Source organism: Lipingzhangella rawalii (assembly GCF_031628175.1).
Lineage (GTDB): Bacteria > Actinomycetota > Actinomycetes > Streptosporangiales > Streptosporangiaceae > Lipingzhangella_A > Lipingzhangella_A rawalii.
This window is the reverse complement of sequence record NZ_JAVLVT010000001.1, coordinates 679898-705899: the sequence shown is the minus strand read 5'-3', so window position 1 is coordinate 705899 and position 26002 is coordinate 679898. Positions and strand designations below refer to the sequence as shown.

General features: G+C 67.5%; 26 protein-coding genes and 1 pseudogene. 20 read left to right on the top strand and 7 right to left on the bottom strand.

All coding sequences use genetic code 11. The annotated features are described in order from the left end of the window. Positions 1 to 185: 185 nt before the first annotated feature. From RIF23_RS03145 to RIF23_RS03115, 7 genes are all read left to right on the top strand, one after another. Positions 186 to 1451 (top strand): extracellular solute-binding protein, encoded by a 1266-nt coding sequence (locus RIF23_RS03145; protein ID WP_310910780.1) that lies wholly within the window; start codon positions 186 to 188, stop codon positions 1449 to 1451. A gap of 2 nt (positions 1452 to 1453) precedes the next feature. Then, positions 1454 to 2497, top strand: a complete 1044-nt coding sequence (locus tag RIF23_RS03140; RefSeq protein ID WP_310910779.1) for a carbohydrate ABC transporter permease — start codon at positions 1454 to 1456, stop codon at positions 2495 to 2497. Then, entirely contained in the window at positions 2491 to 3363 is an 873-nt protein-coding gene (locus tag RIF23_RS03135; RefSeq protein ID WP_310910778.1) for a sugar ABC transporter permease, read from the top strand. The genes RIF23_RS03140 and RIF23_RS03135 overlap by 7 nt, the downstream gene beginning before the upstream one ends. 90 nt (positions 3364 to 3453) lie before the next feature. Further along, positions 3454 to 5088, top strand: a complete 1635-nt coding sequence (locus RIF23_RS03130; RefSeq protein WP_310910777.1) for a glycoside hydrolase family 13 protein — start codon at positions 3454 to 3456, stop codon at positions 5086 to 5088. Then, entirely contained in the window at positions 5085 to 6128 is a 1044-nt protein-coding gene (locus tag RIF23_RS03125) for a LacI family DNA-binding transcriptional regulator (protein WP_310910776.1), read from the top strand. Before RIF23_RS03130 ends, RIF23_RS03125 begins: the two co-directional genes overlap by 4 nt. A 78-nt stretch (positions 6129 to 6206) precedes the next feature. Further along, the gene (locus RIF23_RS03120) at positions 6207 to 6662 is read left to right on the top strand and encodes a DUF4442 domain-containing protein (protein WP_310911236.1); all 456 of its coding nucleotides are present in this window, start codon (positions 6207 to 6209) and stop codon (positions 6660 to 6662) included. A 194-nt stretch (positions 6663 to 6856) separates the two neighbouring features. Next, positions 6857 to 7321 (top strand): phosphoribosyltransferase, encoded by a 465-nt coding sequence (locus RIF23_RS03115; RefSeq protein WP_310911235.1) that lies wholly within the window; start codon positions 6857 to 6859, stop codon positions 7319 to 7321. A 382-nt stretch (positions 7322 to 7703) separates the two neighbouring features. On the opposite strand, the gene RIF23_RS03110 is transcribed toward RIF23_RS03115, so the two are convergent. After that, positions 7704 to 8717, bottom strand: coding sequence for an NADP-dependent oxidoreductase (locus RIF23_RS03110; protein ID WP_310910775.1), 1014 nt, complete (start codon positions 8715 to 8717; stop codon positions 7704 to 7706). A 22-nt stretch (positions 8718 to 8739) separates the two neighbouring features. Further along, positions 8740 to 9435 (bottom strand): type 1 glutamine amidotransferase domain-containing protein, encoded by a 696-nt coding sequence (locus tag RIF23_RS03105; RefSeq protein WP_310910774.1) that lies wholly within the window; start codon positions 9433 to 9435, stop codon positions 8740 to 8742. 124 nt (positions 9436 to 9559) lie between these two features. Here RIF23_RS03105 and RIF23_RS03100 point away from each other — a divergent pair, with 124 nt between their 5' ends. The 4 genes from RIF23_RS03100 to RIF23_RS03085 all read left to right on the top strand — a co-directional run bounded on the left by RIF23_RS03100 (position 9560) and on the right by RIF23_RS03085 (position 12702). Further along, positions 9560 to 10510 carry a LysR family transcriptional regulator gene (locus RIF23_RS03100; RefSeq protein WP_310910773.1) on the top strand — a complete coding sequence of 317 codons (951 nt, stop codon included), beginning with the start codon at positions 9560 to 9562 and terminating at the stop codon, positions 10508 to 10510. Between the two features lie 72 nt (positions 10511 to 10582). Then, positions 10583 to 11287, top strand: coding sequence for a dienelactone hydrolase family protein (locus tag RIF23_RS03095; RefSeq protein ID WP_310911234.1), 705 nt, complete (start codon positions 10583 to 10585; stop codon positions 11285 to 11287). Positions 11288 to 11302: 15 nt separating this feature from the next. Further along, positions 11303 to 12151, top strand: coding sequence for a TrmH family RNA methyltransferase (locus tag RIF23_RS03090; RefSeq protein ID WP_310910772.1), 849 nt, complete (start codon positions 11303 to 11305; stop codon positions 12149 to 12151). Continuing rightward, positions 12148 to 12702 (top strand): MOSC domain-containing protein, encoded by a 555-nt coding sequence (locus RIF23_RS03085; protein ID WP_310910771.1) that lies wholly within the window; start codon positions 12148 to 12150, stop codon positions 12700 to 12702. The genes RIF23_RS03090 and RIF23_RS03085 overlap by 4 nt, the downstream gene beginning before the upstream one ends. A 37-nt stretch (positions 12703 to 12739) precedes the next feature. Here RIF23_RS03085 and RIF23_RS03080 read toward each other — a convergent pair whose 3' ends face one another. Beyond that, positions 12740 to 13345: a hypothetical protein gene (locus RIF23_RS03080; RefSeq protein ID WP_310910770.1), complete on the bottom strand. Its 606-nt coding sequence runs from the start codon at positions 13343 to 13345 to the stop codon at positions 12740 to 12742. A gap of 63 nt (positions 13346 to 13408) precedes the next feature. On the opposite strand from RIF23_RS03080, the gene RIF23_RS03075 reads away from it, so the two are divergent. Both RIF23_RS03075 and RIF23_RS20775 read left to right on the top strand, forming a co-directional pair. Next, entirely contained in the window at positions 13409 to 13663 is a 255-nt protein-coding gene (locus tag RIF23_RS03075; RefSeq protein ID WP_310910769.1) for a DUF397 domain-containing protein, read from the top strand. A gap of 370 nt (positions 13664 to 14033) precedes the next feature. Further along, positions 14034 to 14489: an integrase core domain-containing protein gene (locus RIF23_RS20775; protein WP_407659386.1), complete on the top strand. Its 456-nt coding sequence runs from the start codon at positions 14034 to 14036 to the stop codon at positions 14487 to 14489. 206 nt (positions 14490 to 14695) lie between these two features. Here RIF23_RS20775 and RIF23_RS03065 read toward each other — a convergent pair whose 3' ends face one another. Genes RIF23_RS03065 through RIF23_RS20770 form a run of 3 tightly spaced genes read right to left on the bottom strand, consistent with a single transcriptional unit; the run spans position 14696 to position 15865 of the window. Then, positions 14696 to 15106 (bottom strand): hypothetical protein, encoded by a 411-nt coding sequence (locus RIF23_RS03065; RefSeq protein ID WP_310910767.1) that lies wholly within the window; start codon positions 15104 to 15106, stop codon positions 14696 to 14698. A gap of 9 nt (positions 15107 to 15115) precedes the next feature. Then, positions 15116 to 15526 carry a hypothetical protein gene (locus RIF23_RS03060; RefSeq protein WP_310910766.1) on the bottom strand — a complete coding sequence of 137 codons (411 nt, stop codon included), beginning with the start codon at positions 15524 to 15526 and terminating at the stop codon, positions 15116 to 15118. Positions 15527 to 15535: 9 nt separating this feature from the next. Further along, positions 15536 to 15865 (bottom strand): SPASM domain-containing protein, encoded by a 330-nt coding sequence (locus RIF23_RS20770; protein ID WP_407659385.1) that lies wholly within the window; start codon positions 15863 to 15865, stop codon positions 15536 to 15538. Between the two features lie 805 nt (positions 15866 to 16670). On the opposite strand from RIF23_RS20770, the gene RIF23_RS03055 reads away from it, so the two are divergent. After that, positions 16671 to 18335 carry a transcriptional regulator gene (locus tag RIF23_RS03055; RefSeq protein WP_310910765.1) on the top strand — a complete coding sequence of 555 codons (1665 nt, stop codon included), beginning with the start codon at positions 16671 to 16673 and terminating at the stop codon, positions 18333 to 18335. A 40-nt stretch (positions 18336 to 18375) separates the two neighbouring features. Beyond that, positions 18376 to 18951 carry an NUDIX domain-containing protein gene (locus RIF23_RS03050; protein WP_310910764.1) on the top strand — a complete coding sequence of 192 codons (576 nt, stop codon included), beginning with the start codon at positions 18376 to 18378 and terminating at the stop codon, positions 18949 to 18951. Between the two features lie 71 nt (positions 18952 to 19022). Here RIF23_RS03050 and RIF23_RS03045 read toward each other — a convergent pair whose 3' ends face one another. After that, a complete protein-coding gene (locus RIF23_RS03045; protein WP_310910763.1) occupies positions 19023 to 19856 on the bottom strand; it encodes a phosphotransferase in 834 nt (277 codons plus the stop codon). Between the two features lie 246 nt (positions 19857 to 20102). On the opposite strand from RIF23_RS03045, the gene RIF23_RS03040 reads away from it, so the two are divergent. From RIF23_RS03040 to RIF23_RS03020, 5 genes and pseudogenes are all read left to right on the top strand, one after another. Then, positions 20103 to 20240 (top strand): FxLD family lanthipeptide, encoded by a 138-nt coding sequence (locus RIF23_RS03040; protein ID WP_310911233.1) that lies wholly within the window; start codon positions 20103 to 20105, stop codon positions 20238 to 20240. Between the two features lie 70 nt (positions 20241 to 20310). Further along, positions 20311 to 23232: a lantibiotic dehydratase gene (locus tag RIF23_RS03035; RefSeq protein WP_310910762.1), complete on the top strand. Its 2922-nt coding sequence runs from the start codon at positions 20311 to 20313 to the stop codon at positions 23230 to 23232. Next, positions 23229 to 24392, top strand: coding sequence for a lanthionine synthetase C family protein (locus RIF23_RS03030; RefSeq protein WP_310910761.1), 1164 nt, complete (start codon positions 23229 to 23231; stop codon positions 24390 to 24392). Before RIF23_RS03035 ends, RIF23_RS03030 begins: the two co-directional genes overlap by 4 nt. 21 nt (positions 24393 to 24413) lie before the next feature. Next, complete coding sequence (gene fxlM / locus RIF23_RS03025) at positions 24414 to 25589, top strand: methyltransferase, FxLD system (RefSeq protein ID WP_310910760.1); 1176 nt, start codon at positions 24414 to 24416, stop codon at positions 25587 to 25589. Positions 25590 to 25648: 59 nt separating this feature from the next. Further along, positions 25649 to 26002: pseudogene (locus tag RIF23_RS03020) on the top strand (methyltransferase, FxLD system); the annotation flags it as partial.

Genomic DNA, 26002 nt, shown 5'->3' with positions numbered 1-26002 from the left:
CTGGATGTTGCACAGTTGTGACGTGCGATTTTAGTGATCGGATGTGGCTGGGTATGCGGCTCTTCGTGGGCTTCCGGAGTCGCGCCCGTGTGATCCACGTCGCGCAAACTGTTTCAATCTCTGCAATTCATTGCTAACTTTGCGGAAACCCCGCCGCTGGCTGGGGGCAACGCGGAGGGGAAGCAGTGGCCGATCCAAGTAAGGAGCAGCAGATGCGCCTGGTCCGTACGGGCAGTGTGGTCGCGAGCATAACCCTGGCCATGACCGCATGTGCCGGCGACAACGACACCGCCGATGGCGACAGGGAGATCACGTTCTGGGACACCGCCGACCCCGAGAACGAGGCTCCCGCCTTCGAGGAACAGATTCGGGAGTTCGAAGAGGAACACGACATCATCGTCAACCATCAGACGGTGCCCTTTGACGAGACGCAGGACATGTTCAAGACCGCCGCGGAGAGCGGGGAGGACGCGCCCGACGTCCTGCGGAGCGAGGTTGCGTGGACGGCGGAGTTCGCCTCCCTCGGGCTCCTCGCCGAACTCGACGATACCCCCGCGCTGCACAACCCCGACGACTTCCTCGAGGGCCCCTACAGCAGCACTCAGTACGACGGAAGCACCTACGCAGTTCCGCAGGTCACTGACTCGTTGGCACTCCTGTACAACCGGGACCTGCTGGCCGAGGCCGGCTATGAGGACCCACCCGAGACCATGGCCGAACTCACCGAGGTCGCCATATCGGTCAGCGAGGACACCGACGCCACGGGGCTGTACCTGAATCCCGAGGGGTACTTCCTGCTGCCGTTCCTCTACGCGCACGGTGCCGACCTGCTCGACGACCAGGCCGAGGCGGTGACCGTCAACGAGCCGGCGGCGGTCTCCGGGTTGGAGGACGTCCTCGACCTCATCGCCGACGGTGGGGCGGTCGAACCCGATCTCGCCGAGGGCTACGACAACATGCAGGGCGCCTTCCGCGATGGCGATGCGGCAATGATCCTGAACGGGCCCTGGGCGATCGGTGACCTCATGGGAGGCCCCCAGTTCGAGGACGACCCCGACAACCTGGGAGTCGCCGCGCTCGAGGCCGGAGCGCCGGTTGGTGGCCACAACTACGCCGCCTACGCGGGTAGTGCTGACCTGGACGCGGCCCACGAATTCATCGCGTTCATGGCCTCGGCCGACACCCAGCAGGCGATCTCGGAGGAACTGGGACTGCTGCCCAGCCGTGCCTCCGTCTACGAGGCGGACGGTGTCGCTGACCACGAGATCATCTCAGCCTTCGAACCCGTGATGGAGGCGGCACAACCGCGTCCCTGGATTCCGGAGGCCGGACAGCTCTTCGAGCCCCTCGACCAGGCCTACGAAGAGGCGCTCATCGGGGAAAGTACTCCCCAGGAGGCACTCGATGACGTCGCCGAGGCCTACCAGGGCTTTCTTCCGGACTGGGAGTGACGGTGCGCGCAACATCGACCGCTGCCGCGGGGAGGCCCGCGGACGAGGAGACCCCCCCATCCAGCGGTGCATCCGCGGTGGCCATGGACGCGCCCGTCCAAGGCCACCGCGGCCCCATGGGACCGCTGCGCCGATTCCTCCGACACCACTGGTACGCCTGGGCCCTGACCTCGCCCGTGATCATCGTGATGGGCGTGCTGATCGGTTTCCCGTTCCTTCGGGGGCTGTACCTGTCGGTCACCAATGCCACCGAACAGAACATCGGCCGTACCATCGGCGAGAACGAGATCCCGGCCACCTACGAGTTCGTGGGGGCGGCCAACTACCTGGAGATCCTCGCTGGTGACATCGGGAACTTCTGGCCGCGCCTCGTGTGGACCGTGGTCTGGACCGTGGTGTGTGTCGCGGCACACTTCGGGATCGGCCTGGCCTTGGCGATCCTCCTCAATCGCCACATTCGCCTGCGCGGCCTGTATCGCGTATTGATGATCGTGCCCTGGGCACTCCCCCCCTTCGTCAGCGCATTCATCTGGCGCTATCTGCTCAACGGACAGTACGGCGTGTTCAACGCCGCGCTCACGAACCTGGGCCTGCCCGCGGTTCCCTGGCTCAACGACCCCACGATCGCGAAAGTCTCCGTGATCCTCGTGAACGTGTGGTTGGGTGTGCCCTTCATGATGCTGGCGCTTCTGGGGGGACTTCAGTCGATCTCCCGAGAGTTGTACGAGGCCGCCCGAGTCGACGGGGCCTCACCCTGGCAGCAGTTCCGACACATCACCCTTCCCGGGCTGAGCGCGGTGGCTGCACCGGTCGTGTTGATCGGGACCATCTGGACCTTCAACCAGTTCCCGGTGATCTTCCTCGTCAGCGGGGGCGGCCCCGGGGACAGTACCGAGCTTCTGGTGACCTACGCCTTCCGGCTGGCCTTCGAAGGTATCGGTGACTATGGGGCATCCTCGGCCTACGGCATGCTGATCCTGGGGCTGCTCCTCGTCATGGCCGTCATCTACCAGCGGGCACTGAAGCGGGGAGGACAAGCATGGTAAGTACGGCCGAAACCACCGCCGCGCGTCCCCGCCGGCGTCGGCACCGGAGCCGGGCCGCGTCGGTCGCACTGCACACCACCCTGGTGCTGGCGAGTGCGATCGCGATTCTGCCCGCCGTGTGGATCGCGATCACGTCTCTCCAGCCGCGCCAGGCCTGGCAGAGCACCCAGATCGAGTTTCTCGGTGAGGCCACCCTCGCCAACTATGTCCACGTGGTGACCAACACGGAGTTCCCGCGGTGGTTCGCCAACTCCGTACTCGTGGCCGGTGGAACAACCCTGTTCGCGCTCTTCGTCGCCGCAACCACCGGCTACGCGGTCAGTCGGTTCCGCTTCCCGGGGATGCGCCCCCTCATGTGGTCGCTGCTGATCACCCAGATGTTCCCGGTAGCCATCCTGATCGTTCCGATCTATAACGTCCTGTTGCGTCTTGGGCTGATCAACAGCCATCTGGGACTGACCCTGACCTATCTGACCATCGCAGTCCCGTTCTGTGCCTGGATGCTTCGGGGATACTTCAACACCATCCCCGTCGAGATCGACGAGGCCGGACGGATGGATGGGCTCAGTCCCTTCGGGACCTTCTGGCGGCTGATCCTGCCGTTGGCCAAACCGGGATTGGCTGTGGTCGCGTTCTTCGCGTTCATCACCGCCTGGGGCGAGGTCGCCTTCGCCACCGCCTTCATGACGACCGAGAGCAACTACACCCTCGCCGTGGGACTCCAGCATTTCGTGGGTGAACGGCGAGCCGAGTGGGGGATGCTTAGCGCCGCGGCCGTGTTGATCGCGATTCCGGCCACCCTGGTCTTCCTCCTCGCCCAACGTCACCTGGAGGGCGGGCTGACCGCCGGAGCCACCAAGACCTGAACTCCGGTGGCCTCGTGCCGGCTGCGCTGCCCCACCTCGTGACCCCACCGGCATTCCATTATCCGATCATCCGACCCGAGACGGGAGCACATGTCTGAGTCAGAAGCGACCGTGACCCGAGTCGCCACGGCGGCTGCGTCTTCGTCGCCGGCCCATCGGCAGCCCTGGTGGCGTAACGCCGTGATCTACGAGATCTACGTCCGCTCTTTCGCCGACGGAAACGGCGACGGGGTGGGAGATCTGATCGGGATCCGCTCCCGGTTGGACCATCTCGCCGAGCTTGGGGTGGACGCAGTGTGGCTGTCCCCGTTCTTCGCCTCGCCCATGGCGGACGGGGGCTACGACGTTCGTGACTATCGGGCGGTGGCCCCCGAGTTTGGAACCCTGGACGATTTCGACGCCCTGGTCGCCGACGCCCACCGTCTGGGGATTCGGGTCGTCATCGATGTGGTGCCCAACCACACGTCCCACGAGCACCCCTGGTTCACCGAGGCACTGGCCGCGGGTCCGGGCTCACCCGCTCGGGACCGGTACCTCTTTCGGCCTGGACGCGGCTCCGATGGCGCCGAGCCCCCCAACAACTGGGAGTCGGTGTTCGGGGGCTCGGCCTGGACCCGTGTCACCGAACCTGACGGGCGCCCGGGCGAGTGGTACCTGCACCTGTTCGCTCCCGAACAACCCGACCTGAACTGGCGCAATCCCGAGGTCCAATCAGAGTTCCGTGACGTCCTGCGGTTCTGGCTGGACCGCGGGGTGGACGGTATCCGTATCGATGTGGCGCACGGCCTGTTCAAAGCCGAAGGACTCCCGGACGACACCGCCGACCGGGAGGGAATCCTCGACACCACCCCGCGCCCGTACTGGGACCAGGAGGAGGTTCACGACGTCTACCGGGACTGGCGTGCCCTCCTGGACTCCTATCCCGGGGACCGGATGGCCGTGGCCGAGGCGTGGCTGCCCACACTGGAGCGGATGAGTCGCTACGTCCGTCCCGATGAGCTCCACCAGGCCTTCAACTTCGCGTTCCTCAGCACCGACTTCGACCCCGGGGCCTTCCGAGAGGTCATCGACGCGACCGTGCGGACGCTGGCTGAGGTGAACGCACTGCCCACCTGGGTCCTCTCCAACCACGACGTGGTGCGGCACACCACCCGCTACGGTGGGGGAGAGCAGGGACTGCGCCGAGCGCGCACCGCGGTGCTGGTGATGCTGGCACTGCCTGGCGCGACGTACCTGTACCAGGGGGAGGAGTTGGGCCTGGAGCAGGTCACCGACCTTCCTGACGAGGTACTCCAGGACCCGGTCTGGCGTCGGTCCGGATACACCGACCGCGGACGTGACGGATGTCGGGTCCCGATCCCGTGGGATGGGGATCAGCCACCCTTCGGCTTCGGAGAACGATCCTGGCTGCCCGTTCCCGAGGCCTGGCGCACTCGGACTGTCGCGGCCCAGACCACGGACCCCGATTCCACCCTGCGGATGTATCAGCAGGCCCTGGGCGTGCGCCGGGTTCTGGGTGGATCGGCACGGCTGGACTGGCTGGACACCCCGGATACGGTGCTGGGTTTCCGAACGGACTCCGGGCTGGTCTGCACCGCCAATATGGGAACCGATCCGGTGGAGATCAACGTACCGGGAGAGCTGCTCGTGTCCACACAGCAGGTCCACGTGTCCGGAGTCACCACGGTGCTGCCACCGGAGAGTGCCGCCTGGTGGCGGGCGTGAGCACCGGCACAGCCGGTCTCGCCGAGATCGCGGGACACGCCGGCGTGAGCGCGGCGACCGTGAGTCGGGTACTCAACGGTCGTCCCGGCGTGTCTCCCAGCACCCGGCGGGCCGTGCTGCGCTCGGTCGACGTGCTTGGCTACGAGCGTCCCCAGCGGTTGCAGCCCGCGCGTGCGGGATTGGTTGGCCTGATCGTTCCTGAGCTGGACAATCCGATTTTCCCCGCCTACGCCCAATGTGTGGAGTCCATGCTGATGCAGCGCGGATACGCCTGTGTGCTGTGCACACAGGAGCCGGGCGGCGTCACTGAGGACGACTACACGGAGCTGCTGCTGGAGCGAGGGGTGTGTGGGATCGTCTACGTGTACGGCAAGCATGCCGACAGCCACGCAGACCTGGACCGATACCGGCGACTCCTCGATCAGGGCCTGCCCCTTGCCCTGATCGGTGGGGTCGCCCCCGAGGCCCAGGGAGCGGACCGGATCGCCGCCCCCCTGATCCGCAACGACGACGCCCGCTCCATCGAACTCGGCGTACAGCACTTGGCGGCGCTGGGGCATCGTCGTATTGGGATCGCCCTGGGTCCACACCGGTTCGTACCCGTGATCCATAAGCGTGCCGGGTACCTGGACGGAATGCGGCGCGCTGTCGGAGCCGAGCCGCCACAGGAATGGTGTCGTCACGAGTTGCACACCCTGGAAGGGGGACATGCCGCGACCCGGGAGTTGCTCGCCGCAGGTTGCACCGCGGCGCTGTGTGCCAGTGACACGATGGCCGTCGGGGCCATCCGCGCAGCTCGGGAGGCCGGGTACCGGGTTCCGGAAGATTTCTCCGTGGTCGGGTTCGACGATTCGCCGCTCATGGCCTACGTTGATCCACCCCTGACCACGATCCGCCAACCGGTTCGAGAGATGAGCCGGGCCGCCGTCGCTTCCCTGGTCGCCGATCTCGATTCCTCGGAGGGCTGCCAGCGGGAGCTGCTGTTCCACCCGGAGCTTGTGGTGCGTTCCAGTACGGCTCCCGTCCCGTCCTGGTTGTGATGTTCGGGGCGGTGGAGCCGAAGCCCATCGTGGTACTCGCCTGGGTTACTGAGTAGTAATATCTGGGGTATGGCAACGATGGACGCCGAGACGGCGCAGACGGTCAAAGCCGGATTTCTCTCTGCGGTGCCCTTCGCCCGCACTCTGGGGGTCGAGTTCACCGAGCTGGACTACGGACGAGCCGTGCTGCGGCTCCCGGACAATCCGGATCATCACAACCACCTGGGCGGGCCGCACGCGGGCGCCATGTTCACTCTCGCCGAGTCCGCCTCAGGGGCAATTGTCATTGGCACCTTCGGCGACCAGCTCAACCGCGCGGTTCCCCTCGCCGTGCGCGCCGAGATCCACTATCAACGTCTGGCCATGGGGATCGTTTACGCCGAGGCCACCCTGGGGCGGGATCGGGAGGAGATCGTCGGCGAACTGGACGCCGGCCAACGGCCCGAATTCACGGTGGAGATCGAACTGCGCGCCGAGGACGGGACGGTCAGTGGCCAGATGACCGTGGTGTGGACGCTCAAGCCCAACAGTTGATCCCGGCGCTGCGGTGCCCGCGGGAGAGCCAGCCCCTGGGCTTGGCGCGGGGCGGGATACTGGGGGAGTGGTCCGGGCCGGCCGGGCATTGCACTGGTGCCGGATCGTGTCCCGGCCACGTATTCGTACCGTGTGCCTGCATGATCCCGGGGGTGGCTGTGAACGGGGACACCCGTGAGAACCTGAGCTATGCGATGTTCGGTACCGCTGTGCGCCAACTGGCGCAGACCATCGCTGACGACGGATACGAGCCGGACATCATTCTGTCCATCGCCCGCGGCGGCCTGTTCGTCGCGGGCGGCCTCGGCTACGCCCTGGACGTGAAGAACCTCAACGTCGTCAACGTCGAGTTCTACACCGGCGTTGAGGAAACCCTGGACATGCCCGTGATGTTGCCGCCGGTTCCCAACGCTGTTGACCTGGGGAGCAAGAAGGTCCTGGTTGCCGACGACGTCGCGGACACGGGGCGCACCCTGAAACTCGTACACGACTTCTGTGCCGAACACGTCGCGCAGGTGCGCAGTGCGGTGATCTACGAGAAGCCGCAGTCGCTGGTCAACTGCGAGTACGTGTGGAAGCGCACCGAGAAGTGGATCAACTTCCCCTGGTCGGTGGAGCCACCGGTCGCGCGGCACCGGGTTCGCGGCACCGAGGCCTGAGTGTTTCGGGGTATCCGGGGAGTGTGTTCCGCAGCGAATACCGCCGCCGGGCGCCCACCAGGAGCAGGGGCCCTGCGGTTCTCCGCGCAGCGTTGGCGCGCCGCGGTATGCCCGGCACGCCTCACGCGTGGGCGATCGCCGAGGGGCGGTGCTGGGGGCGCGAGCCGGACCGGGGCCGTTGGGGCCGCTATGCCGCCTCGGGGCCCACCCCCAGGCCATGTGGAAGCCAGCGACAGCCAATGAGGCTGGCACACGGCCAATGGGGAGCGAGGCGGAGCCAGGCTCCACCTCGACATACGGCCCAGCCAGACAGGCCTGCACGTTCCTGTGCACATCCGCATCATGAGCGCAGCCCGCCAGACGTCCCCCAGCACCGATCTAGCTAGGCATCGCTGAGCCGAACCAGCATCTTGCCGGTGTTCGCGCCCCGCATCATTCCCAGAAAACCGTCAACAGCCTGGTCAATGCCCTCCACGATGGTCTCCTCCGTGCGTAGTGCGCCCTCGGCCAGCCAGCTGGCTGCACGCTGGGCGTAGGGGCCGGCCTGGTCGGCATGGTCCATCACGATGAAGCCGCGTAGGGTGAGCCGTTTGCCCACCGCCAGCACCAGGTTGTTGGGTCCGGGGGCGGGCTCGGTGGCGTTGTAGGCGGAGATGGCACCGCATAGCGCGATCCGCCCGTGGACCCGCATCGCGCCGATCGCGGCCTCGAGATGGTCTCCCCCCACGTTGTCGAAGTAGACATCGATCCCCTTGGGAGCGGCCTCGGCCAGCTGTCCGGGCAGGTCACCAGCGCGGTAGTCGATAGCTGCGTCGAAGCCGAAGTCCTCACGTAGCCGGCGGGTCTTCTCCGGGCCACCCGCGGACCCGATGACTCGACGGGCCCCCAGCTTGCGGGCGATCTGTCCGGCGAGGCTGCCCACCGCACCGGCCGCGCCGGACACGAACACGGTGTCCCCCTCGGCGACGGGGGCGATCTCGGTCAGTCCAACGTAGGCGGTCAGCCCGGGCATGCCCAACACACCGAGATAGGCCTGGGGCGGGGCGATGGTGGCGTCCACGGTGCGTACCTTGGCTGCGTCAACGCGCGCGTACTCGCGCCAGCCGAGGTCGTGGAGCACGGTACTTCCCGTGGGTACCTCGGGGCTCTGCGAGGCCACAACCGTCCCCACCGCTCCGCCCTCCATGGGCTCGTTCAGTTGGAACGGTGGAACGTAGGACTTCACATCGTTCATGCGACCGCGCATGTAGGGGTCCACGGACACCCAGTCGTTGCGAACCAGGACCTGGCCGGTCTCGGGATCGTCCAAAGTGGTTTCGACGATCTCGAAGTCGCTGGGTTTGGGTTCGCCGTGGGGCCGGGAAACGAGGTGGACCTCGCGGCTGGTCACTGGCATGGAATCTCCTTGCGTTGGATGGTTACTGGATCGCCCCGAGGATCGTGCGGGCCAGCTCGGCCGAGGAAGCCGGATTCTGTCCCGTGTACAGACCGCGGTCGGCGACCACGTGGGAACTCCATGGGCTGGCCGACACGAAGTCGGCTCCCAGTTCGGTGAGTCGGTCCTGGAGGAGCCATGGAGCCTGGTCGGCGAGCCCGGCCTGGGACTCCTCCGTGTTCGTGAAACCCGTCATTCGGTATCCGGCGAAAGGCCAGCTGCCGTCGGCGCGCCGTGCGGCCAGGAGCGCGGCCGGTGCGTGGCACAGCACGCCCAGGGGGATGCCGCTGTCCACAGTGGTGGTCAGAAGTTCCCCCGAGGTGGGGTCGACGGCGAGATCCTCCATCGGGCCGTGACCACCCGGGTAGAACACGGCGGCGTAGTCGCGCGCGCTGACGTCCTCCAGGCGTAGTGGCGCGTTCAGGGTGGCGAACTCCGCAAGGGTCGCCCGGATTTGGGCCGCGTTGTCCGCGCCACCGGTGGATTCGGGGGTGAGGCTGGTGGGGTCTGGGGTGGGGACGACCCCGCCGGGAGTGGCGGCAACAACCGTGTGTCCGGCCTCGGTCAACACCCGGTAGGGCGTGGCGACCTCTTCGGCCCAGTAGCCGGTGGGGTGTGTGCTGCCGTCAATGAGGGTCCAGTGGTCACTGGCCGAGATAACGAACAGGATTGTGGCCATGGTTTCTCCGTGACTTCGGTCGCATTGATGGTGTGGCCGGGTTGGACGCCCGTGGCTGTCAGGTTCGGCGTCCAGCGTTGAGCCTAGGCGCAGCGTTGATTGATGTACCAATAGACTCGCGTGGGTGAGTGATCAGAATTCTGATGGTCGCCCCGGAGGGGGTGCACGGCGGGCGGTCGAGTTGGCCCAGTTGCGAACCTTTCTCGCCGTGTACCGCACCGGATCGTTGACGGCTGCGGCCGAGGTGCTCGGGGTGTCGCAGCCCACGGTCACTGCCCAGGTCCGGGCTTTGGAACAGGGCTTGGGGCGGGACCTGTTCGAGCGGTTACCCCGTGGGGTGGCGCCGCGTCCGGCGGCTCATGACCTGGTGGCCCGGGTGGCCGGGCCGTTGGATTCCCTGGAGACGGTCGTGGCCGAGGGGGCGGGCTACTCGGGGTTGGGCGTCGCCGCCCCGGTGCGGCTTGCGGGTCCCGCCGAGATCCTGAGCCGGTGTGTGCTTCCGGCGTTGTCCCCGCTGGTGCGGGAGGGGGTCCGGTTGCGGGTAAGCACGGGTCTGGCCGACGACCTACTGGCGGAGGTGCGCTCGGGTAAGCACGATCTGGTGCTTTCTGCGGTGCGGCCACGCGGGCGTAGCTTGCATGCCGAGCCGCTGGTGGACGAGGAGTTCGTGCTGGTGGCCTCGCCGCGGCAGGCGATGGAGCTCGGCTATGGCCGGGGGGAGGAGCTGGGGCCGGATGCGCTGCGGGACGTTCCGATCGTGGCCTATGCCGAGGACCTGCCGATCCTGCGCAGGTACTGGCGACACGTCTTCGGGGTCCGGCTCAGTGGTGAGGCTGCGGTGACCATGCCGGACCTGCGCGGGGTGCTGTCCCTCGTGGTATCGGGGGTGGGGGTGACGGTGTTGCCGCGGTATCTGTGTCGTTCGGAGCTTGCACAGGGGACCCTGGTCGCATTGCGGGAACCGGACGATCCTCCGGTCAACACCGGGTTTCTGGTGTGGCGGCCGGGTGGAGACCTGGGGGTGCAGGTGCGACGGGTCCAACAGTACTTGCTGTCCGCGGCCCGCGGGTGGTGAGGATCAGGTGCCGACCGGTATACCTGTGAACGCGCGGTCGGCGGGAGGAAGGGGTGGGACACGTTGACGTTGGTGACCGGAGAATGGACCAGGACACGAGGGCTGAACGCCTACATGGCCTCCCCGGTTGCCGGCCCGCGGCGTTCGGGGATGCTGGTGTTGCCGATGGTTACCGGGATCGGCGCCCAGGTTCGTGAGTACGCGCACGGCATGGCGTCCGCCGGGGTGACGGCGGTGGTCTGGGATCCGTTCGAGGGGCGCAGCTCCGACAACAGCTCCGGTGAGGAGCTGTTGTCGCTGATGGGCCAGCTCGACGATGCCGCTGTGTGTGCCGAACAGGTGCGCCTGCTGGACCACATGTTCGAGGATCTGGGGTTGGCGCAAGTCGGGGTATTGGGCTGGTGCATGGGTGGCCGGTTCGCTCTGCTGCTGGCCGCCCAGGACGGGCGTCTGGCCAACTGCGTGGCCTACCATCCCACAGTTCCCGAGGAGCCGTGGGCCAACCACACCGAGGATCCGGTGGCTCGCTGCGCGCAGATCGCCGCGCCGGTGCAGTTGATCTATCCCGGGGCGGACCATCTCGTTTCGCACACCGTGTTCCGCGCGCTGCAAGAGCGGTTGCAGCAGCGAAGCGCGGCGGCGACGCACGTGTCGGTGTACCCGGAGGCCGAACACGGATTCATGGATGCGTGGAAGCGCGGTAGCGTGGTGAACCTGGCGGCCACGCGCCAGTCGTGGGCAACGGCCATGGCGTTCATCCAGGCGACGCTGGACTGAGGGGACGGGCGACAGGTGCCGCGAATCACCACACGCAATGCACGGTTCCAGCAGTGGCGCGCGCTGCTGGACAACCGCAAGAAACGTAATCGGCAGGGCGAGTTTCTGGTCCAGGGAGTCCGTCCGATCAGCCTGGTCGTCGCGGCGGGCTGGCCGATCCGGGCTCTGGTGCACACCGAGGAACGACGCTTGTCCGCCTGGGCCCAGAACGTTCTGGATGAGGTGTCCGCACCACGGTTCGCCATGGCCGACGACCTGTTGGCCGAGTTGGGGGAGAAGGCTACGGAGATCCCGGAGCTCGTGGCGGTGGCCGCGTTGCCGGAGGATGACCTGTCGCGGATCCCGGTAAGTTCCGGGTTCTGCGGTGTGGTGTTCGATCGTCCCACGAGTCCGGGCAATATCGGCACCCTGGTGCGGTCGGCGGATGCTTTCGGAGCCGACGGGGTGATCGTGACCGGTCATTCCGCAGACGCCTACGACCCGAAGGCGGTGCGAGCCAGCACCGGATCACTGTTCGGGATACCGGTGGTGCGCGTTCCCTCCCATCGTGAGGTTATGGAGTGGGTGCATCGGCAGCGCGGGGCTGGGACCCCGATTCAGGTGACAGGAAGCGACGAGCAGGGCACGGTGGAGCCGGCTGTCGCGGACCTGTCGGAGCCGGTGTTACTCGTCGTGGGTAACGAGACCGTGGGTCTGAGTGCTGCCTGGCGCGAGGTGTGTGACACCATGATGCGGATCCCGATGGCGGGAACAGCGAGCTCATTGAATGCGGCTAGTGCCGCAACGGTCGTGCTCTACGAGATGGTGCGGCAGCGGGGAGGACCGCCCGCCCAGACGGGCGCAACCCAGATGGTGGCACCGTGACGGCGACGACCCGGGCGATGGTGAACGCGGTGAGTCGGAGCCCGGGACACCACTTCCACAAGGATCCCACGGAGCAGATCGAGCTCGTGGCCGGATGGGGGATCGCCGGGGACGGGCACGCGGGAGCCACGGTGCAGCACCGTTCGCGGGTGGCGCGGGACCCCAGTCAGCCCAACCTTCGTCAGGTGCACCTGATGCACTCTGAACTGCACACCGAGTTGTGCGCGCGCGGATTCACGGTGGGGCCTGGCGACTTGGGCGAAAACATTACTACGGCGGGGGTAGACCTTCTGGGCCTGGGCACAGGTACGCGCCTACAGCTGGGGACCGAGGCCATCGTCGAGGTCACCGGGCTACGCAATCCCTGCCGGCAGATCGAGGAGTTCCAGGAGGGACTGCTGGCGGCGGTACTGGAACGGGACCCTTCCGGGGCGGTGGTGCGCAGGGCCGGGGTAATGGGAGTGGTCGTTCAGGGCGGGACGGTGTGGGCCGGCGACGCGATACGGCTCCAGCGGCCCGCCGGACCCCACCGGCCACTGGAGCCGGTCTAGCTGCAATGCCGTGTAGTTAAGCGCTCTGGTGGCGGTGTCAAGGACTTGATACGGCCATGATGTTGATACTGATCGTGGCTGTGTAGCTGGTCCTGTCAACGACGCCCTTGGCGTTGTACTTGGAGATCGCGCGTTTGACCACCCGGGGCCGAGACCGCACACGAGGCTCGGGCAGCAGATTATCCAGGACACGGCGGCCGATCGTGCCCACAAGGTCGACAACCGCTCCGGCGATGATGCCTGCGGCCTGAATCACCAGGTCGCGGGCGGTGTGCACCGCGATGGTGAAGCTGGCCCGGTCGGGATCCACATCCGGGCGGGCAGCGGTAGCATCGGCCATGGACAGACGCAGAACCTGGTATGTGACCAGCAGCGCGTAGACCTCCTGGGCGATGCCCTCGGGCGTGCGGGAGCGCAGGACGCGGCCGCCCGCCATGGTCGACGTGATCTCCAGGTAGGCGGTCTCGATCTCCCACCGCTGGTGGCAGAGCTCGACCAGCCCGTCGGCGGGGTGGGTACGGTGATCGGTCAGGGTCGTGACCAGCCGATAGCCGCTCGTGCCGCTATCCAGAGCACACCATGGGCGGGGTGATCCTCGACGCCGAGGACAGCGTGCGCCAGTGCTCCGCGATCTTCTCAGCACTCCAAGCAGAAGCCCTCCCCCTGGCGAGTCCGTACAGCTGATCCGTAGTAGAAAGGAACAGCTATGAGCGATTACGGCGTACTGACCACGTCCTGGCGCAAGTCACGCTACTCCGGCGGCCACGGTGGCAACTGCCTGGAAGTCCGCTGGCACAAGAGCACCTACAGCGGCGGCAATGAGGGTGACTGTGTCGAGTGCCGCACCGACCAGGGGCACGTCCTCATCCGCGACTCGCAGCATTCCACCCACGGTCACCTCGCCTTCCCCAGCACCGAGTGGGCGGCGTTCGTACAGACGGTGCGAACCGGGGCGCTGTAGTTTCCGGGGCGGCGCCGTGGTGAAGGACGGTGTCATGGCGAGCGACACACCCAACGACCGGCTTCGAGCGGCGCGTGAGGCGTGTCCATCCCCGTCGGTTCCGGGGGAGTCGATGAGCCGGGCGGAGCTGGCCGAGGCGGTCAACGACCACCTGTGGCGCACTACCGACCAGCACTACGCCCTGAACACCCACGCGATCGCGCGCTGGCCGGGCCACACGGTCTACCTGTACGTCCCAAAGCTCGGGCGCTTCCCCCAGGGTGGAGGATGGTGCGTGCGCGGATGCAGCTCCCCGCAGGCACCGACTGCGGACCGGGCCAGGCAGGCCCCGGAGCGGAGGGCGGCTACGTCTACCTGGCCTCCACCGTCGATGGGTTTCCCGCCTGACCTATACCGAGGCACGACCCGACGAGGAGGGCAACCACCGCGGCTACCTTTCCTGGCCCGAGCCACGGTGTTCTTCGCCGCCCACGGCGTCACCCACATCCACCGCCTGAACACCGACAACGGGGCCTGTTGCCGCTCGCAGGTCTTCTCGCGCATCGTCGGCCCGCCCACCAAGCATCGCCGAACGCAACCATTCAAGCCCCAGCACAACGGCAAAGCCGAGCGCCAGCAGCGCGTCATGGCCATAGAAGTCCTGTACGCCCAGGCCAACGACAGGGAGGACGAGCGCCCAGCAGGCATCGCAACCTGGACCATCCACGACAACGATCATCGGCCACACAGCACCGCCGACGGTCGACCTCCAGCCTCACGCCTACACACCGGCGTCACCAAAGCCCGACCCTCACAGCTAGGCGCCGTCCCACCGGCCCAGGCGTAGCCCCAGCGGCTGGCCGTGCAGCAGCTCGCGCAGCTCCCCGGCGGTGAGGCGCTCGTCGAAGGGGCGCTCGCCCGGTAGGGGTAGCGATACTGCATGTGTACAGGTCTGGCCATTCGGCTTCGCGCAATGACCTGTTGAGCCACCAGGCATACGTGTGTGCACGCGAGAGCGCCGTGCCGCAGTCTGCCGGACCCGACACACGCGGGTCAGCTGCCTTCGGACTCCGCCATGTCCGGTACCGGCGAGAGCCCACGGTGGGTGGCCCATGACTCGGCGGCGACCACCATAGCTTTCCGCCACTGCTGATCAGGAAACCGCTTTGCGTGCTCCCGATACATACGTACTGTTGCAGCAGCGAACGCGTCCACGGCGTCCCGGTCCGCGCTCGTCCACGCGTCGCACTTCTCCGCCCAACCCTCCGCCTCCGCCGGTTCGTGCCGGGCGGCTACGAGCTGAACCACGAGCAACGCAGGGTCAATGAAGCCCGCTCCGCGCGTGGGCCACGCCCAGTCCACGACCCACGAGCGGGATTCCCCGACCACGAAATTGCTCGGGTTGATGTCGACATAGAGCAGACTGTTCCCGCGAAGTAGGGCCGTCTCCGCCTCGTCCGCCATGAATCGGTCTCAACGGGTCTCCGTCCAGCCGTACGCAACGTCAGGCAGCGGAAGGGCCCCGATTCGGTTCACGAGGTCCGCGAGTATCGGCAGGTCGTCAGAGCCGGGCCGGAAGTTCGCGCGGCGTCCGTCGATAACCTCGAACCCCAACGCGGCCCATGTGTCGTCCTCCGCGTGCCACAGTACGGCGGGGGAAAGCGGGCGGACGTGCGGGTTTATGGCCCCTTCCCGGACCAGAGAGTCCCGGCGGCCACCTGGACGGTTGGGGATCGCCTTGACGAAGAACGGGCCGTTCTCACACTCGACTACGGCGGTAACGTCGGTCATGTGTCCATGCGAGGTGGGGCGAATCTCAGACACGTCGCCCGTGTACGGCTGCATCAGCGCTTCGAACTCTGGCCCGGGAAGAGAGTCATTCATCGGCGTTCCTTAGAACCTCGGGTCACATTCGCTACCGCCAACGCCCGGGTTGCACCCCAGATTCGGGTCGCAATTGGAACCCGAGTTCGGGGAACAGGGATTGCACCCCTCTCTCGCTTCCGCCCGGATAGCTGCGTTGGCCTCGTCCATCGCGGCCCCGCGCAGGATAGCGGCCAACGGGTCGCTGTGGACGTTGCCGACCGTGATCCACGTGGAGAACACGCACGGGGAGACAGTCCCGGTCGGACTCACGCACGCGGCCCCTTTCCCGCACTGGCCGCACAGTTGGGACGCGTCGGGCTCCGCTCCGTCTCCGCCACGCCCCGAACGGGCGGACATGGTCGACATGGATGCGCGTCACGCCCAACGACTCCAGGTCCCGCCGGGCTTCGTCCACGCGCTGTTCGTCGCTCGTCACCATGATCCCCACGCGGAGCGGGATACCGAGCTTGACCGCCTTCGCGATGTTGGCCCGGCTCCGCCTGTGGCTCCGTCGACCGGTCGCGACGTCGTGCTCGTTTGCGTCGTCTGAGTAGTACGACGTCACGAGCGAGAGCCGGGGGCGCTGGAACAGCGTCCAATGTTCGTCGGTGACGTGGACAAGGTTGCTGAATACCTCCACGTCCAGTGAGTAGTTAAGCGCGTGGTCCACGAGTTTCGCGAAATCGGGGTGCGTTGTGGGCTGCCCGCCGATGAACTGGATTCGGCGGACGCGGAGTGCCGCCGCATCGTGGATCACGCGGAACCGGTTCCGCCAAAGCAAACAAGGCAGCGATCCCGGGGTGACGTTCCACGACACCACCGGTGAGCGTCTGCGTGGTCATCAGCCTTCCCAGGACTCGTTCACACGCCACACTCCAGCGCCCGTCCGCGGAGAGGTCCGCACGCGCGTAGATGATGCGGGCCCAGCGCCGCTGTGTGTATCGAATCGAGGTGGCGTTCCGCTGTGGTGTGGTCTCATAGATGCCAAGCATCGACCGGACTAGCCGAACGCGGCAGGGTACGCAGCAGGGCACCGAAGGGCAATCTGGCAGGAGCGACCACCCCCACGCTCAAGGACAGCGCCATGGCGACCGACACACCCAATGACCGACTCCGCGCGGCACGCGAAGCATACCCATCCCCGTCCGTTCCGGGGGAGCCGATGAGCCGGGCAGAGCTGGCCGAAGCGGTCAACAAGTACCTGTGGCGCACGACCGGCACGCGCCACGCGCTGGATGCCCACGCCATCGCGCGCTACGAACGCGGCAAGGTCTCCTGGCCCAGCGCGGCCTACCGCGCCGGGCTCAAGGCCGTACTCAGCGCCGACACTGACACCGACCTGGGATTTCGCCCCAGTCGTAGGGGCAGTGGCATGCAGCGCCTGAGCCCAGAGGCGACGGGCCGGGCTCCCTTGGGGCCAACGCCATCGAGAGGGCCTGAGCTGCTTGGGGCAGGGGATTGGATTCACGCGGGGTGTGAATCGAAGCGCACCGTGGTAGGGGTGCCGAACATTCTGCTGGCCGACCTGATCGATGAGGCCGGGATATCGCATTCAGGGCTCGCGTCCAAGATCAATGAGATGGTGGGCACCCGCTATGACCACACTTCCGTGGCCCGCTGGATCCGCCATCGTGCTGTCCCCCGCGGTCACGTTCCCGAGGTGATCTGTGACCTCTTGTCCCGTCGCATCGGCAGGACGCTCGCGGTGGATGACATCGGCATGGAACCGGCGCGTGCAGACCCCACAGATGAGCTCGATACGACCGTACGCCGCGCTGCCGCCACGTGGCGTCGGGACGCCCGTGCCGTCGCGCGCGTAGCGGACTCTGCTCCGCTCACCGACAGCAGCGCTGTCGCTCCGGTGTTTGAATGGGAGAATCCACCCGACGACAGGGACGTCTCGCACCGGGGCCACGGCGTCATCGGTGTGAGCGACGTGGAATGGCTCAAAGCTGCACGTCAGCACTATGAGGAGATGTACCGGCGCGTCGGGGGCATCCCGGTTCGACCACGGCTGACCCGGCTCCTTACGGACCAGGTCACCCCACTCCTCTCGGCTTCCTACAGTGATGCCACTGGCCGGTACCTGTATCGCACTGTGGGCTCGCTGACGGCGCTGGCTGGCATCTGCGCCTATGACGCATCGCACCAGCCGTTGGCGCGGCGATACTTCCTGTCCGCACTGCGCATGGCCAAGGCGAGCGGGGACCGCGCTTTCGGCGCCTACATTGTTGCCCTCCTGGCCAACCAGGCCATGGCGGCAGCGCAGTATCGCAGGGTCGTCCAATTCTGCGAGTCGGCCGCGCGGGCTGCTGGAGACGCACTTACTCCAGCTCTCGCCAGTGACCTGTACACCATGCAGGCCCGAGCCTACGCACGCATGAGTGACAAGCAGTCATGCCAGAGCCTGATGAGTCGCGCGGAGGCCATGGCCGGTCGTATCCGGCCCAGGGAGGAACCAGCCGAGACCTCATATGTGCAGCCCGGATTGGTGGAGACGCAGCACGCGGAAGCACTACGGCAGCTGGCGGACCTGACGGCCGCGGAAGAGTATGCGGCCGAAGCAGTGCGCACCGTCGACCAGGCACACCTGCGCGGTCAGGTCCATCGCTACGCCGGGCTTGCCCTCGTCCGCGTCCAGCAAGGCCGCGTCGATGAGGCCTTGGAACCGGCCTACCACATGCTGGAGCGTTTTCGCGGCATTGAGTCGGGACGGCTGCACGACCGACTCCGTTCGGTGCGCTTGGCCCTGACGTCGCGCAGCACCACTCCAGAGATCGGTGCGTTCGCCGAGCACGTGGATGCGGAGCTCAATCTCGGCGTGTGATCTCCTGGGAAAGAATACTGCCACGAGTGGGAGCCGCTGCATGCGCTGGATCGTCCATTCCGAGAAACCTCTGTACACGGATCGCTGGCTGGATATCCGGGTCGCCGACGTGGAGATCACGGGGGGTCGGCATCTGCAGCACCGGGTGGTGCGCTCGGCTCCCGGCGCGGGCGCTGTGGTTCTGGACGGCCAGGAGCGGGTGCTGCTGGAGTGGCGGCACCGGTTCATCACAGACACCTGGGCCTATGAGATCCCGATTGGTGGGATCCACGATGGCGAGGAACCCGCAGCGGCGGCGGCTCGTGAGGTCGAGGAGGAAACCGGATGGCGTCCGGGGCCGCTGAGCCCACTGCTGTACACCCAGCCAAGCCCGGGAATCAGCGACTCCGAGCACCATGTCTTCCTCGCCGAAAGCGCCACGCTCATCGGCACACCGGCCGAGGACTGGGAAGTTGAACGGATCGAGTGGGTCCCCCTGGCCACCATCCCGCACCTGGTCGCCCGCCGCGAGATCGTGTCGGGCACGTCATTGAACGCGCTACTCTACCTCTACGCCATCCGCAGCCCGAGCGGAGTCGACGAACACAACTGTTCTCGCACGCCACCGGCGCCGTAGGCCCGCACACGCCGGGGGTCCAGTTGACGTGGTGGGGGCGGGTGCGCCGGGTGGCGATGCGGTGCTCGGCCTCATTGAAGAGGCAGGGTTCGCGGCCGGTGCAGGCGGCGAGCCAGGTGGTCATCCGTAGGCCTCGGATGTCGGCCAGGGTGGCGTAGCCCTGCCAGTCCCGGACGCCGTGGCCGTAGGCGCGGGCGAAGGCGGTGTAGTCCTCGGCGGTGTACCAGCCCAGGTCGTGGTAGACGGCGGCGACGACCAGGTCCCATTCCCGCAGGCCAGTGGGAGACCCGTTCCAGGTCCATCGCCACGATCTCACCGTCGGGGGTGCGGGCGAAGTTCCTGCGGTAGGCATCGCCATGCACGGGGCCGGGCGCAAGGCCCGGTTGCAGGTCTTGGTAGGCGCGGCGCAGCTCGTGCAGTCGGGTGTGCAGGTAGGAGCGCGCGTCGCCGCTGATCCCGGTGGCGGTGTGCAGGTAGTGATCGACCCCGCGCAGCGGCTCCAGCTGCGGAAGGACGATGTCCTGCGGTGGCGGTGTGGCATGCAGGCGGCGCAGGGCCGCGCTCAGTTCGGCGCTGGTGGCCATGCGCGGCTCGGCGACCTGGTGCCAGACCGAGACCAGGAGGCCTCCGATCTCCAGCGGCGCGGAGCGGGCCGGGCGTACAGCGGGGACACCGGCGGTGTCGAGCCATCCGGCCACGTCCAGCTCGCGGCGGACGCGGTCAGCGCTGTGGCGGGCAGTGATGCGTAGGACGAGCCCTTCCTTGGGCAGTGGCACCGACGCGTTGGCGCCCACCGGCCCAAGCACCCTGCGCCCGGCGACGGCGAGGCCGAGTGCCGTACCCGCCTGCGTGGCGGTATGTAGCGCCGCCTCCTGCGTCAGCGGCTCGCTAGTGGGGGCGGCCATTCCCCTCTTTCCTGCCTTGGTCCTGGGTGGAAGCGGCCCTCTCACCATAGGCGCAGGGCGGGTATCGAGCCGGGGCACGTTGGCCGCTCCAGATTGCCCTTCGATGCCCCGCAGAATGCCCTGCCTTGCCTGGGGTCGCCGTGGCAGGGTGACGGCGTGGTTACGCGCCGAGCGCGGTGCGGGTTTCGCCGAAGGAGAGGTGTCGCGGTGAATGTGACGACGAAACAGGGTGAGGACGCGTTGTCGATGGACCCGTTGGAGGGGTTCACGCTGCAGGTCCGGGTGGTTGCCGATTCGGTGAGTGATGATGGCTTGGTGCCGTGTGGCACGGGCGATGGCTGTGGGTCCACCTGCGCGAGTGCCTGTGCCAACAGTGGGGTCTGACCGGCCATTGGGTGCGGAGCGCGTCCTCTTCGCTCCGGAACAGGAGGGGCCCGCCCCGAGGTATTACCGGGTGGCGGGCCCGGTTCTGCTGCGTGCGGCCCACGCGCGGGCTGAGGATGCGCCGCGGAGCTGGCCTGACCTTGGCGAGAAGTCCTCTACTGCGTTGCGCGGCTGGGTGCTTGAGGTGTGGCGGGGATCGTTGGCCGATGCCGTCAGGGATGCGAGTCCGTCGTTGGCTGCGACGCTGGACCGGTTCTGTGCGGGTGAGGCGTTGTCGGAGAAGAGGGTGCGCCGCGCGGTCACCTCCTTGGTGGGGTATGTGTTGCGTGCGACGGGCCGGTCCACACCGTTTGGTCTGTTCGCCGGCACCGCGTTCGGTAGTGTCGCGTCCCGTGGCAGGGTGCGTTGGGGGACGGAGCACCGCGTGCTGGCGCGCGTTGACGAGATGCGCATGCAGCAGGTGGTGGAGGAACTGGAGGCAGTTCCCGAGGTCGTGGAGAGGCTGCGGGTCGTTGTCGATAACCGGATCCGGCGGCGCGGCGACCACATCGTGCTCACTGTCGATGGGGACCGGCGGGAACTGGCTTCCACCGCTCCCGTGGAGATCGCGCTAGCCGCCGCAGAGACGCCGATCTCGGTCGCCGAGCTGGTGGAACGGGTGCGGGAGGATTACCCGCAGGCATCCGCCGCGCGCGTGGTCACGCTGATTGGTGAGCTTCTTTCGTACGGGTTCCTGCGCTCCAATCTGCGCCCGGTCGGCACTGTCACCGATGCGGCTGGTCATGTCCTGGCCGAGCTGTCGCGCTGTGGAGCTGCCGATGTCCCGGCCGCGGCTGACGTGGTCGCACGGCTTCCCGTTGCGAACGGCGGGACCGTCTCGGCACCAGTGCGTGGCGCGGACTCCAGTTCTGCGGACGGGTTGCGCCGGGAGCTGCGTTTGGACTGCGACATCGCCGTTCCCCAGATCTTGGGGTTGGAGGTGGAGGCCGGAGCATCGACCCTGTTGCGGCTTTCGCCGCATCCCCAGGGGCATCCGGTCTGGCGTCAGTACTACCAGGAGTTCGTGCATCGCTACGGCGCCGGGGTCCTCGTGCCGTTACTGGATGTCGTGGACGGCGACATGGGGCTGGGATATCCGGCCACCTACCCAGGGTCGCTGATGCCTCCGCGGTCTCAGGAACCGCTGGAGCGCGAAGCCCGACTCCTGCGGATCGCCCAGGATGCCGCGGTGAGCGGTGCCGATGAGGTGGTGCTCGATCATGCCGACGTCGACCGGCTGACGGTGGGAGATCTGGCTCGGCTGCCGCCGCATGTGGAGGTCGGGGTACGGGTCTCCGCGCCTTCCATGCGTGCCATCGAAGCGGGCGACTTCACGCTGCGCCTGCGCCCGGCTCGGGCCGTGGGAACATTCACGGGGCGCTTCACGGCCGCGGAGTCGACCATGGCCGAGATGTACCGCCACCTGCCCACCGCCACTGAGGGTGCGGTGTGCGCTCAGTTGGTGTTTCCCGCGCTCCGGGCGAGCGCGGGAAACGTCGCGCGCACGCCACGCTTCCTGGACCGCGTGATCTGCGTGGGCGAATACCCGCCCGACGGTGCTGAGGTGCTGGCACTGGAGGATCTGGCGGTGCTAGCGGACCGACACCAATTGCACCTAGTGCATGTTCCGAGCCACCAGGTGGTGGAGCCGCAGGTGCTGCACGCACTCTCGTTGGATCACCAGGCCCCACCGCTGGCACGGTTCCTCGCTCACCTGCCACGCGGGTGCTTGGCATCCTTCACCCGCTTCGACTGGGGCGCCGCCACGGACCTGCCCTTTCTCCCGCGGTTGCGCCATGGACGCACCGTGCTGGCGCCGGCGCGTTGGCGGCTCACAACCGACGATCTCCCCTCGCAGGGTGCAGATCCTCAGGAGTGGCGTGCGGTGTTGGAGCGTTGGCGTGAGAAGTGGCGTGTCCCCGCGGCGGTGGAACTCGCCCAAGGCGACCAGGTGCTCCCGCTACGTCTGGACGAGCGAGCACACACGGCTCTGCTTCGCCGACGGCTGCACGCGGCCGGACAGGCGATCCTCACCGAATCCGACAGCAGCGATGGGCTCGGCTGGGTCGACGGGCACGCCCACGAACTCGCCGTTCCCCTGACGACCACCGCGGCCCGCGCTTCGACGCCCCTGAACCGGCCTCTCGTGCGCACTCGGGATCACGAGCGCGGTCACGTGCCTGCCGCGCCGGGGGCGCGCTGGTTGTACGCCAAGATCTACGCCCACCCCGAGCGTCAGAACGCGATCCTCACCGACTACCTACCAGGATTGTTGAAGCAGATCGACGAACCCCCGTGGTGGTTCGTCCGCTACCGCGCACCCGGTGACCCCGACCACCTACGACTCCGACTACACGCCCCCGAGCCGACCCACGCCGCCCAGATAGCTGAAGCCGTCGGGGAGTGGGGCGAGACGTTGCGCCGCGACGGCCTTTCGCCGCGTCTGTGTCTGGACACCTACTTTCCTGAGACCGGGCGCTACGGCGACGGCGCCGTGCTGGAGGCGGCCGAAGCCGTGTTCGCCGCCGACGCGGCCGTTCTCCTGACCCACCTTGCGGGCTCCGACTACGACCAGCGAGCGCAGGTGGCCGTCACCATGGTCCGGATCGCCGCCGCGTTGACCGGCAGTCATGAGAGCGGGCTGCGCTGGGTCATCGACCACCCCGCCGAATACCCGTCAACCCCACCCTCGCGGGCGCTACGACAGCAGACGGCCACGCTCATCGACCCCCATCACCACGGTCTGTCCGACGAACTGGAGGACGCACTCACCCGCTACCGACAGCTCCTGATCGCCCGTCCCGGGCCACCTCTGGATGGCGTGATCTCTTCTCTCATGCACATGCACCACAACCGAGCCCTCGGTGTCGACCGCGACAGCGAGCGCGCCTGCCGACACTTGGCCCGCCAGGCCGCCCTCTCCGCACTCGCACGCAGTGAGGAGGCACCGTGACCTCCCCCGCGAACATCGACGACGTTTTCACACCACCGAGCACTGACCTCGGGCCCGGATGGGGACAGTCCTTGTCCAACGGAGCCCTCGGCCCCGCCCTGCTACACCTGGTGACAGCTCGCGCCCGGCTCGGCCCTCCCGATCCCGCGCACGCGTGGCTTCGCGCCGCGACCCGCGCACCGGTCTCCTCCCACATCGATGGCGGACTGTTCTGCGGTGCCACAGCACTGGCCTACGTACTCCACATCGCATCCCCCACGCACCCGCTCCTGGACGCGTTGGACGAGCACATCGACACCCTCGCCCGCAAACGGCTCGACGCCGCCCACGCCCGCATCAACCAGGGGGAACTGGCCGAGACTGCCGAGTTCGACCTCATCAAAGGACTCACCGGCATTGGCACCTACCTCCTGACCCGCACCCCCGGCAGCCGGCGTACGACCGACGTTCTGACCTACCTGGTGCGTCTCACTCAGCCCATTCGGCACCGCGGCGAGGAACTTCCCGGGTGGTGGGCCCACAACGCGCCCATCAGTGGCGGCGACTTCTCCGGCGGACACGCCAATCTCGGCCTTGCCCACGGCATCAGCGGTCCCCTCGCCCTACTCTCTGCGGCCCAGATCCGCGGAATCACGGTCGAAGGCCAGGACACCGCCATCGCGAGGATCTGTTCCTGGATGGACCATTGGCACACCACCGACACCGACGGTGCTGCCGGCTGGCCCCGCTGGATCACCCAGACCCAACACCGGAACGGCACCGGCGCCGAAACCAACCCAATGCCCCTGGCCTGGTGCTACGGAACCCCGGGCCAGGCGCGCGCCCAGCAGCTCGCCGCCCAGGCCCTCGGCGAGGACGAACGCCACGTCATCGCTGTCCGTGCCTTGGCCCCCTGCGCCTCCAACACCGCTGCCATCGCTCGCCTGGACGGCTCGCTGTGCCACGGCCGCGCCGGACTCCTGCAGACCTTGCGCCGCGCCGCCACAGACGGCGGCATCCACGCGCTCACTCCCCACCTCACCGCCCTGGAAGAACAGGCGCGTGGCGCGGCCTGTACTGGTGCCGGGTTCCTGGAAGGCGCCGCCGGCAACGCCCTAGCACTGCTACCCGGCACCGCCCAGCGCATCGGCTGGGACGCGTGTCTCCTGACCACCGTGTAACGACCGAGAGAAGGACCATCCGTGTTCGACGACACCGAGCTGCGCACCCAACTCATCGACACGCTCGTCCGCGAGGGGTGGATCGCCACCGGCACGATCGAGGAAGCGATGCGCACGGTGCCCCGCCACCTGTTCCTGCCCGACGTCACGCTGGAGGAGGCGTACCAGGACAAGAACGTGCCCACCAAGACCGGCCCGGACGGCGAATGCCTCAGCTCGGCCTCCGCCCCGCACATCGTGGCCCTAATGCTGGAACAACTCCAGCCCACCCCCGGCATGCGCATTCTGGAGATCGGCGCTGGCACCGGCTACAACGCCACCCTGCTCACCCACCTCGGCGCCCACGTCACCACCATCGACATCGACCCCGACGCCGTGGCCCACACCCGCAAAGCCTTCGAACGGGTGGGGATCGAAGGCGTCACCCTGGTTGAAGGCGACGGCAACCACGGAGTTCCCCCCAACGCCCCCTACGACGCCATCATCGTCACCGCCGCGGCTTGGGACATCCCCCCGGCCTGGATCGATCAACTCACCGAGGGCGGCTTCCTCGTGGTGCCGCTCCGATTCCGTGGAACCACCCGTGCGGTCGCCTTTCAACGCAACGGCGACCAGTTGGTGAGCCGGTCAGTGCGGCTGTGCGGGTTCATACCCATGCGCGGCAGCGACGATGGCGAGATCGACATCGACCTCGGCGGTAACGTGACGCTGCGCCACGACGACGATCAACAGATCGACCCCACCGCGTTGGAGACGGTCCTCGACCAACCCCGGCACGTCGTCTGGTCCGGCGTTCAGATCGGGGCGGAGCCCTTGACCGGCATCTGGGGTCGCCTCGCTGTCGTCGAGCCCGGCACCTGCCGCATCGCCGCCGAGAACACCGCGGTCCGCTCCGGACGCGCCAACCCCCCAATCCCTATGCTCAGCCCCGCCATCGTCGACGGCGATACGTTGGCCTACCTCGCCCACCGCCCCACAACCCCCGGACACAGCGAACTCGGCGCCTACGCCCACGGCCCCAACGCCCAAACCCTCTGCACACGGCTCAACGCGCACATTCGCGCATGGGACACCGACCGCGACGAACTCCTCCACATCACCGCAATCCCGCACGGCACCACACCCAGCACGCAGTCCGGCCGTGTCATCACCAAGCACCACATCACGCTGATCCTCGAACCTACGGCGAGCGATTGAGGCTGCTCGGCCCAACATGACCGGTCGATAACGAACCAGAACAGGACAGGGCCGAACCGGTGACCAGCAAGACCACCACGACGTCCCCGGAATCGTTCCGCACGGAGATGGTCGCGCGCATCCGCACGACCGGCCACGCTCACCGGGGCGAGGCCGAGCGGGGTCTGCTCCACACCCCGCGTCACGAGTTCCTGCCGAATGCCCGTCTGGCTGACGCCTACGACCCGCACCAGGCAGTGGTCACCCACCGATTCGACGACGGCCGGTCGCTGTCGTGTGCCTCAGCTCCGTGGCTGGTCGCGGCCATGCTGGACCAGCTCGACGTCCGTCCGGGACAGCGCATCCTGGAGATCGGAGCGGGCACCGGCTACAACGCTGCCCTATTGGCCCAGTTGACCGGCAGCGCGGACCTA

Excerpts from the sequence above, each read along its gene's own strand:
- RIF23_RS03135 (WP_310910778.1), top strand. The coding sequence starts at position 2,491 with ATGGTAAGTACGGCCGAAACCACCGCCGCGCGTCCCCGCCGGCGTCGG.
- RIF23_RS03130 (WP_310910777.1), top strand. The coding sequence starts at position 3,454 with ATGTCTGAGTCAGAAGCGACCGTGACCCGAGTCGCCACGGCGGCTGCG.
- RIF23_RS03120 (WP_310911236.1), top strand. The coding sequence starts at position 6,207 with ATGGACGCCGAGACGGCGCAGACGGTCAAAGCCGGATTTCTCTCTGCG.
- RIF23_RS03115 (WP_310911235.1), top strand. The coding sequence starts at position 6,857 with ATGTTCGGTACCGCTGTGCGCCAACTGGCGCAGACCATCGCTGACGAC.
- RIF23_RS03110 (WP_310910775.1), bottom strand. The coding sequence starts at position 8,717 with ATGCCAGTGACCAGCCGCGAGGTCCACCTCGTTTCCCGGCCCCACGGC.
- RIF23_RS03105 (WP_310910774.1), bottom strand. The coding sequence starts at position 9,435 with ATGGCCACAATCCTGTTCGTTATCTCGGCCAGTGACCACTGGACCCTC.
- RIF23_RS03075 (WP_310910769.1), top strand. The coding sequence starts at position 13,409 with ATGAGCGATTACGGCGTACTGACCACGTCCTGGCGCAAGTCACGCTAC.
- RIF23_RS20775 (WP_407659386.1), top strand. The coding sequence starts at position 14,034 with ATGGGTTTCCCGCCTGACCTATACCGAGGCACGACCCGACGAGGAGGG.
- RIF23_RS03065 (WP_310910767.1), bottom strand. The coding sequence starts at position 15,106 with ATGGCGGACGAGGCGGAGACGGCCCTACTTCGCGGGAACAGTCTGCTC.
- RIF23_RS03060 (WP_310910766.1), bottom strand. The coding sequence starts at position 15,526 with ATGAATGACTCTCTTCCCGGGCCAGAGTTCGAAGCGCTGATGCAGCCG.
- RIF23_RS20770 (WP_407659385.1), bottom strand. The coding sequence starts at position 15,865 with ATGTCCGCCCGTTCGGGGCGTGGCGGAGACGGAGCGGAGCCCGACGCG.
- RIF23_RS03055 (WP_310910765.1), top strand. The coding sequence starts at position 16,671 with ATGAGCCGGGCAGAGCTGGCCGAAGCGGTCAACAAGTACCTGTGGCGC.
- RIF23_RS03050 (WP_310910764.1), top strand. The coding sequence starts at position 18,376 with ATGCGCTGGATCGTCCATTCCGAGAAACCTCTGTACACGGATCGCTGG.
- RIF23_RS03045 (WP_310910763.1), bottom strand. The coding sequence starts at position 19,856 with ATGGCCGCCCCCACTAGCGAGCCGCTGACGCAGGAGGCGGCGCTACAT.
- RIF23_RS03040 (WP_310911233.1), top strand. The coding sequence starts at position 20,103 with ATGGACCCGTTGGAGGGGTTCACGCTGCAGGTCCGGGTGGTTGCCGAT.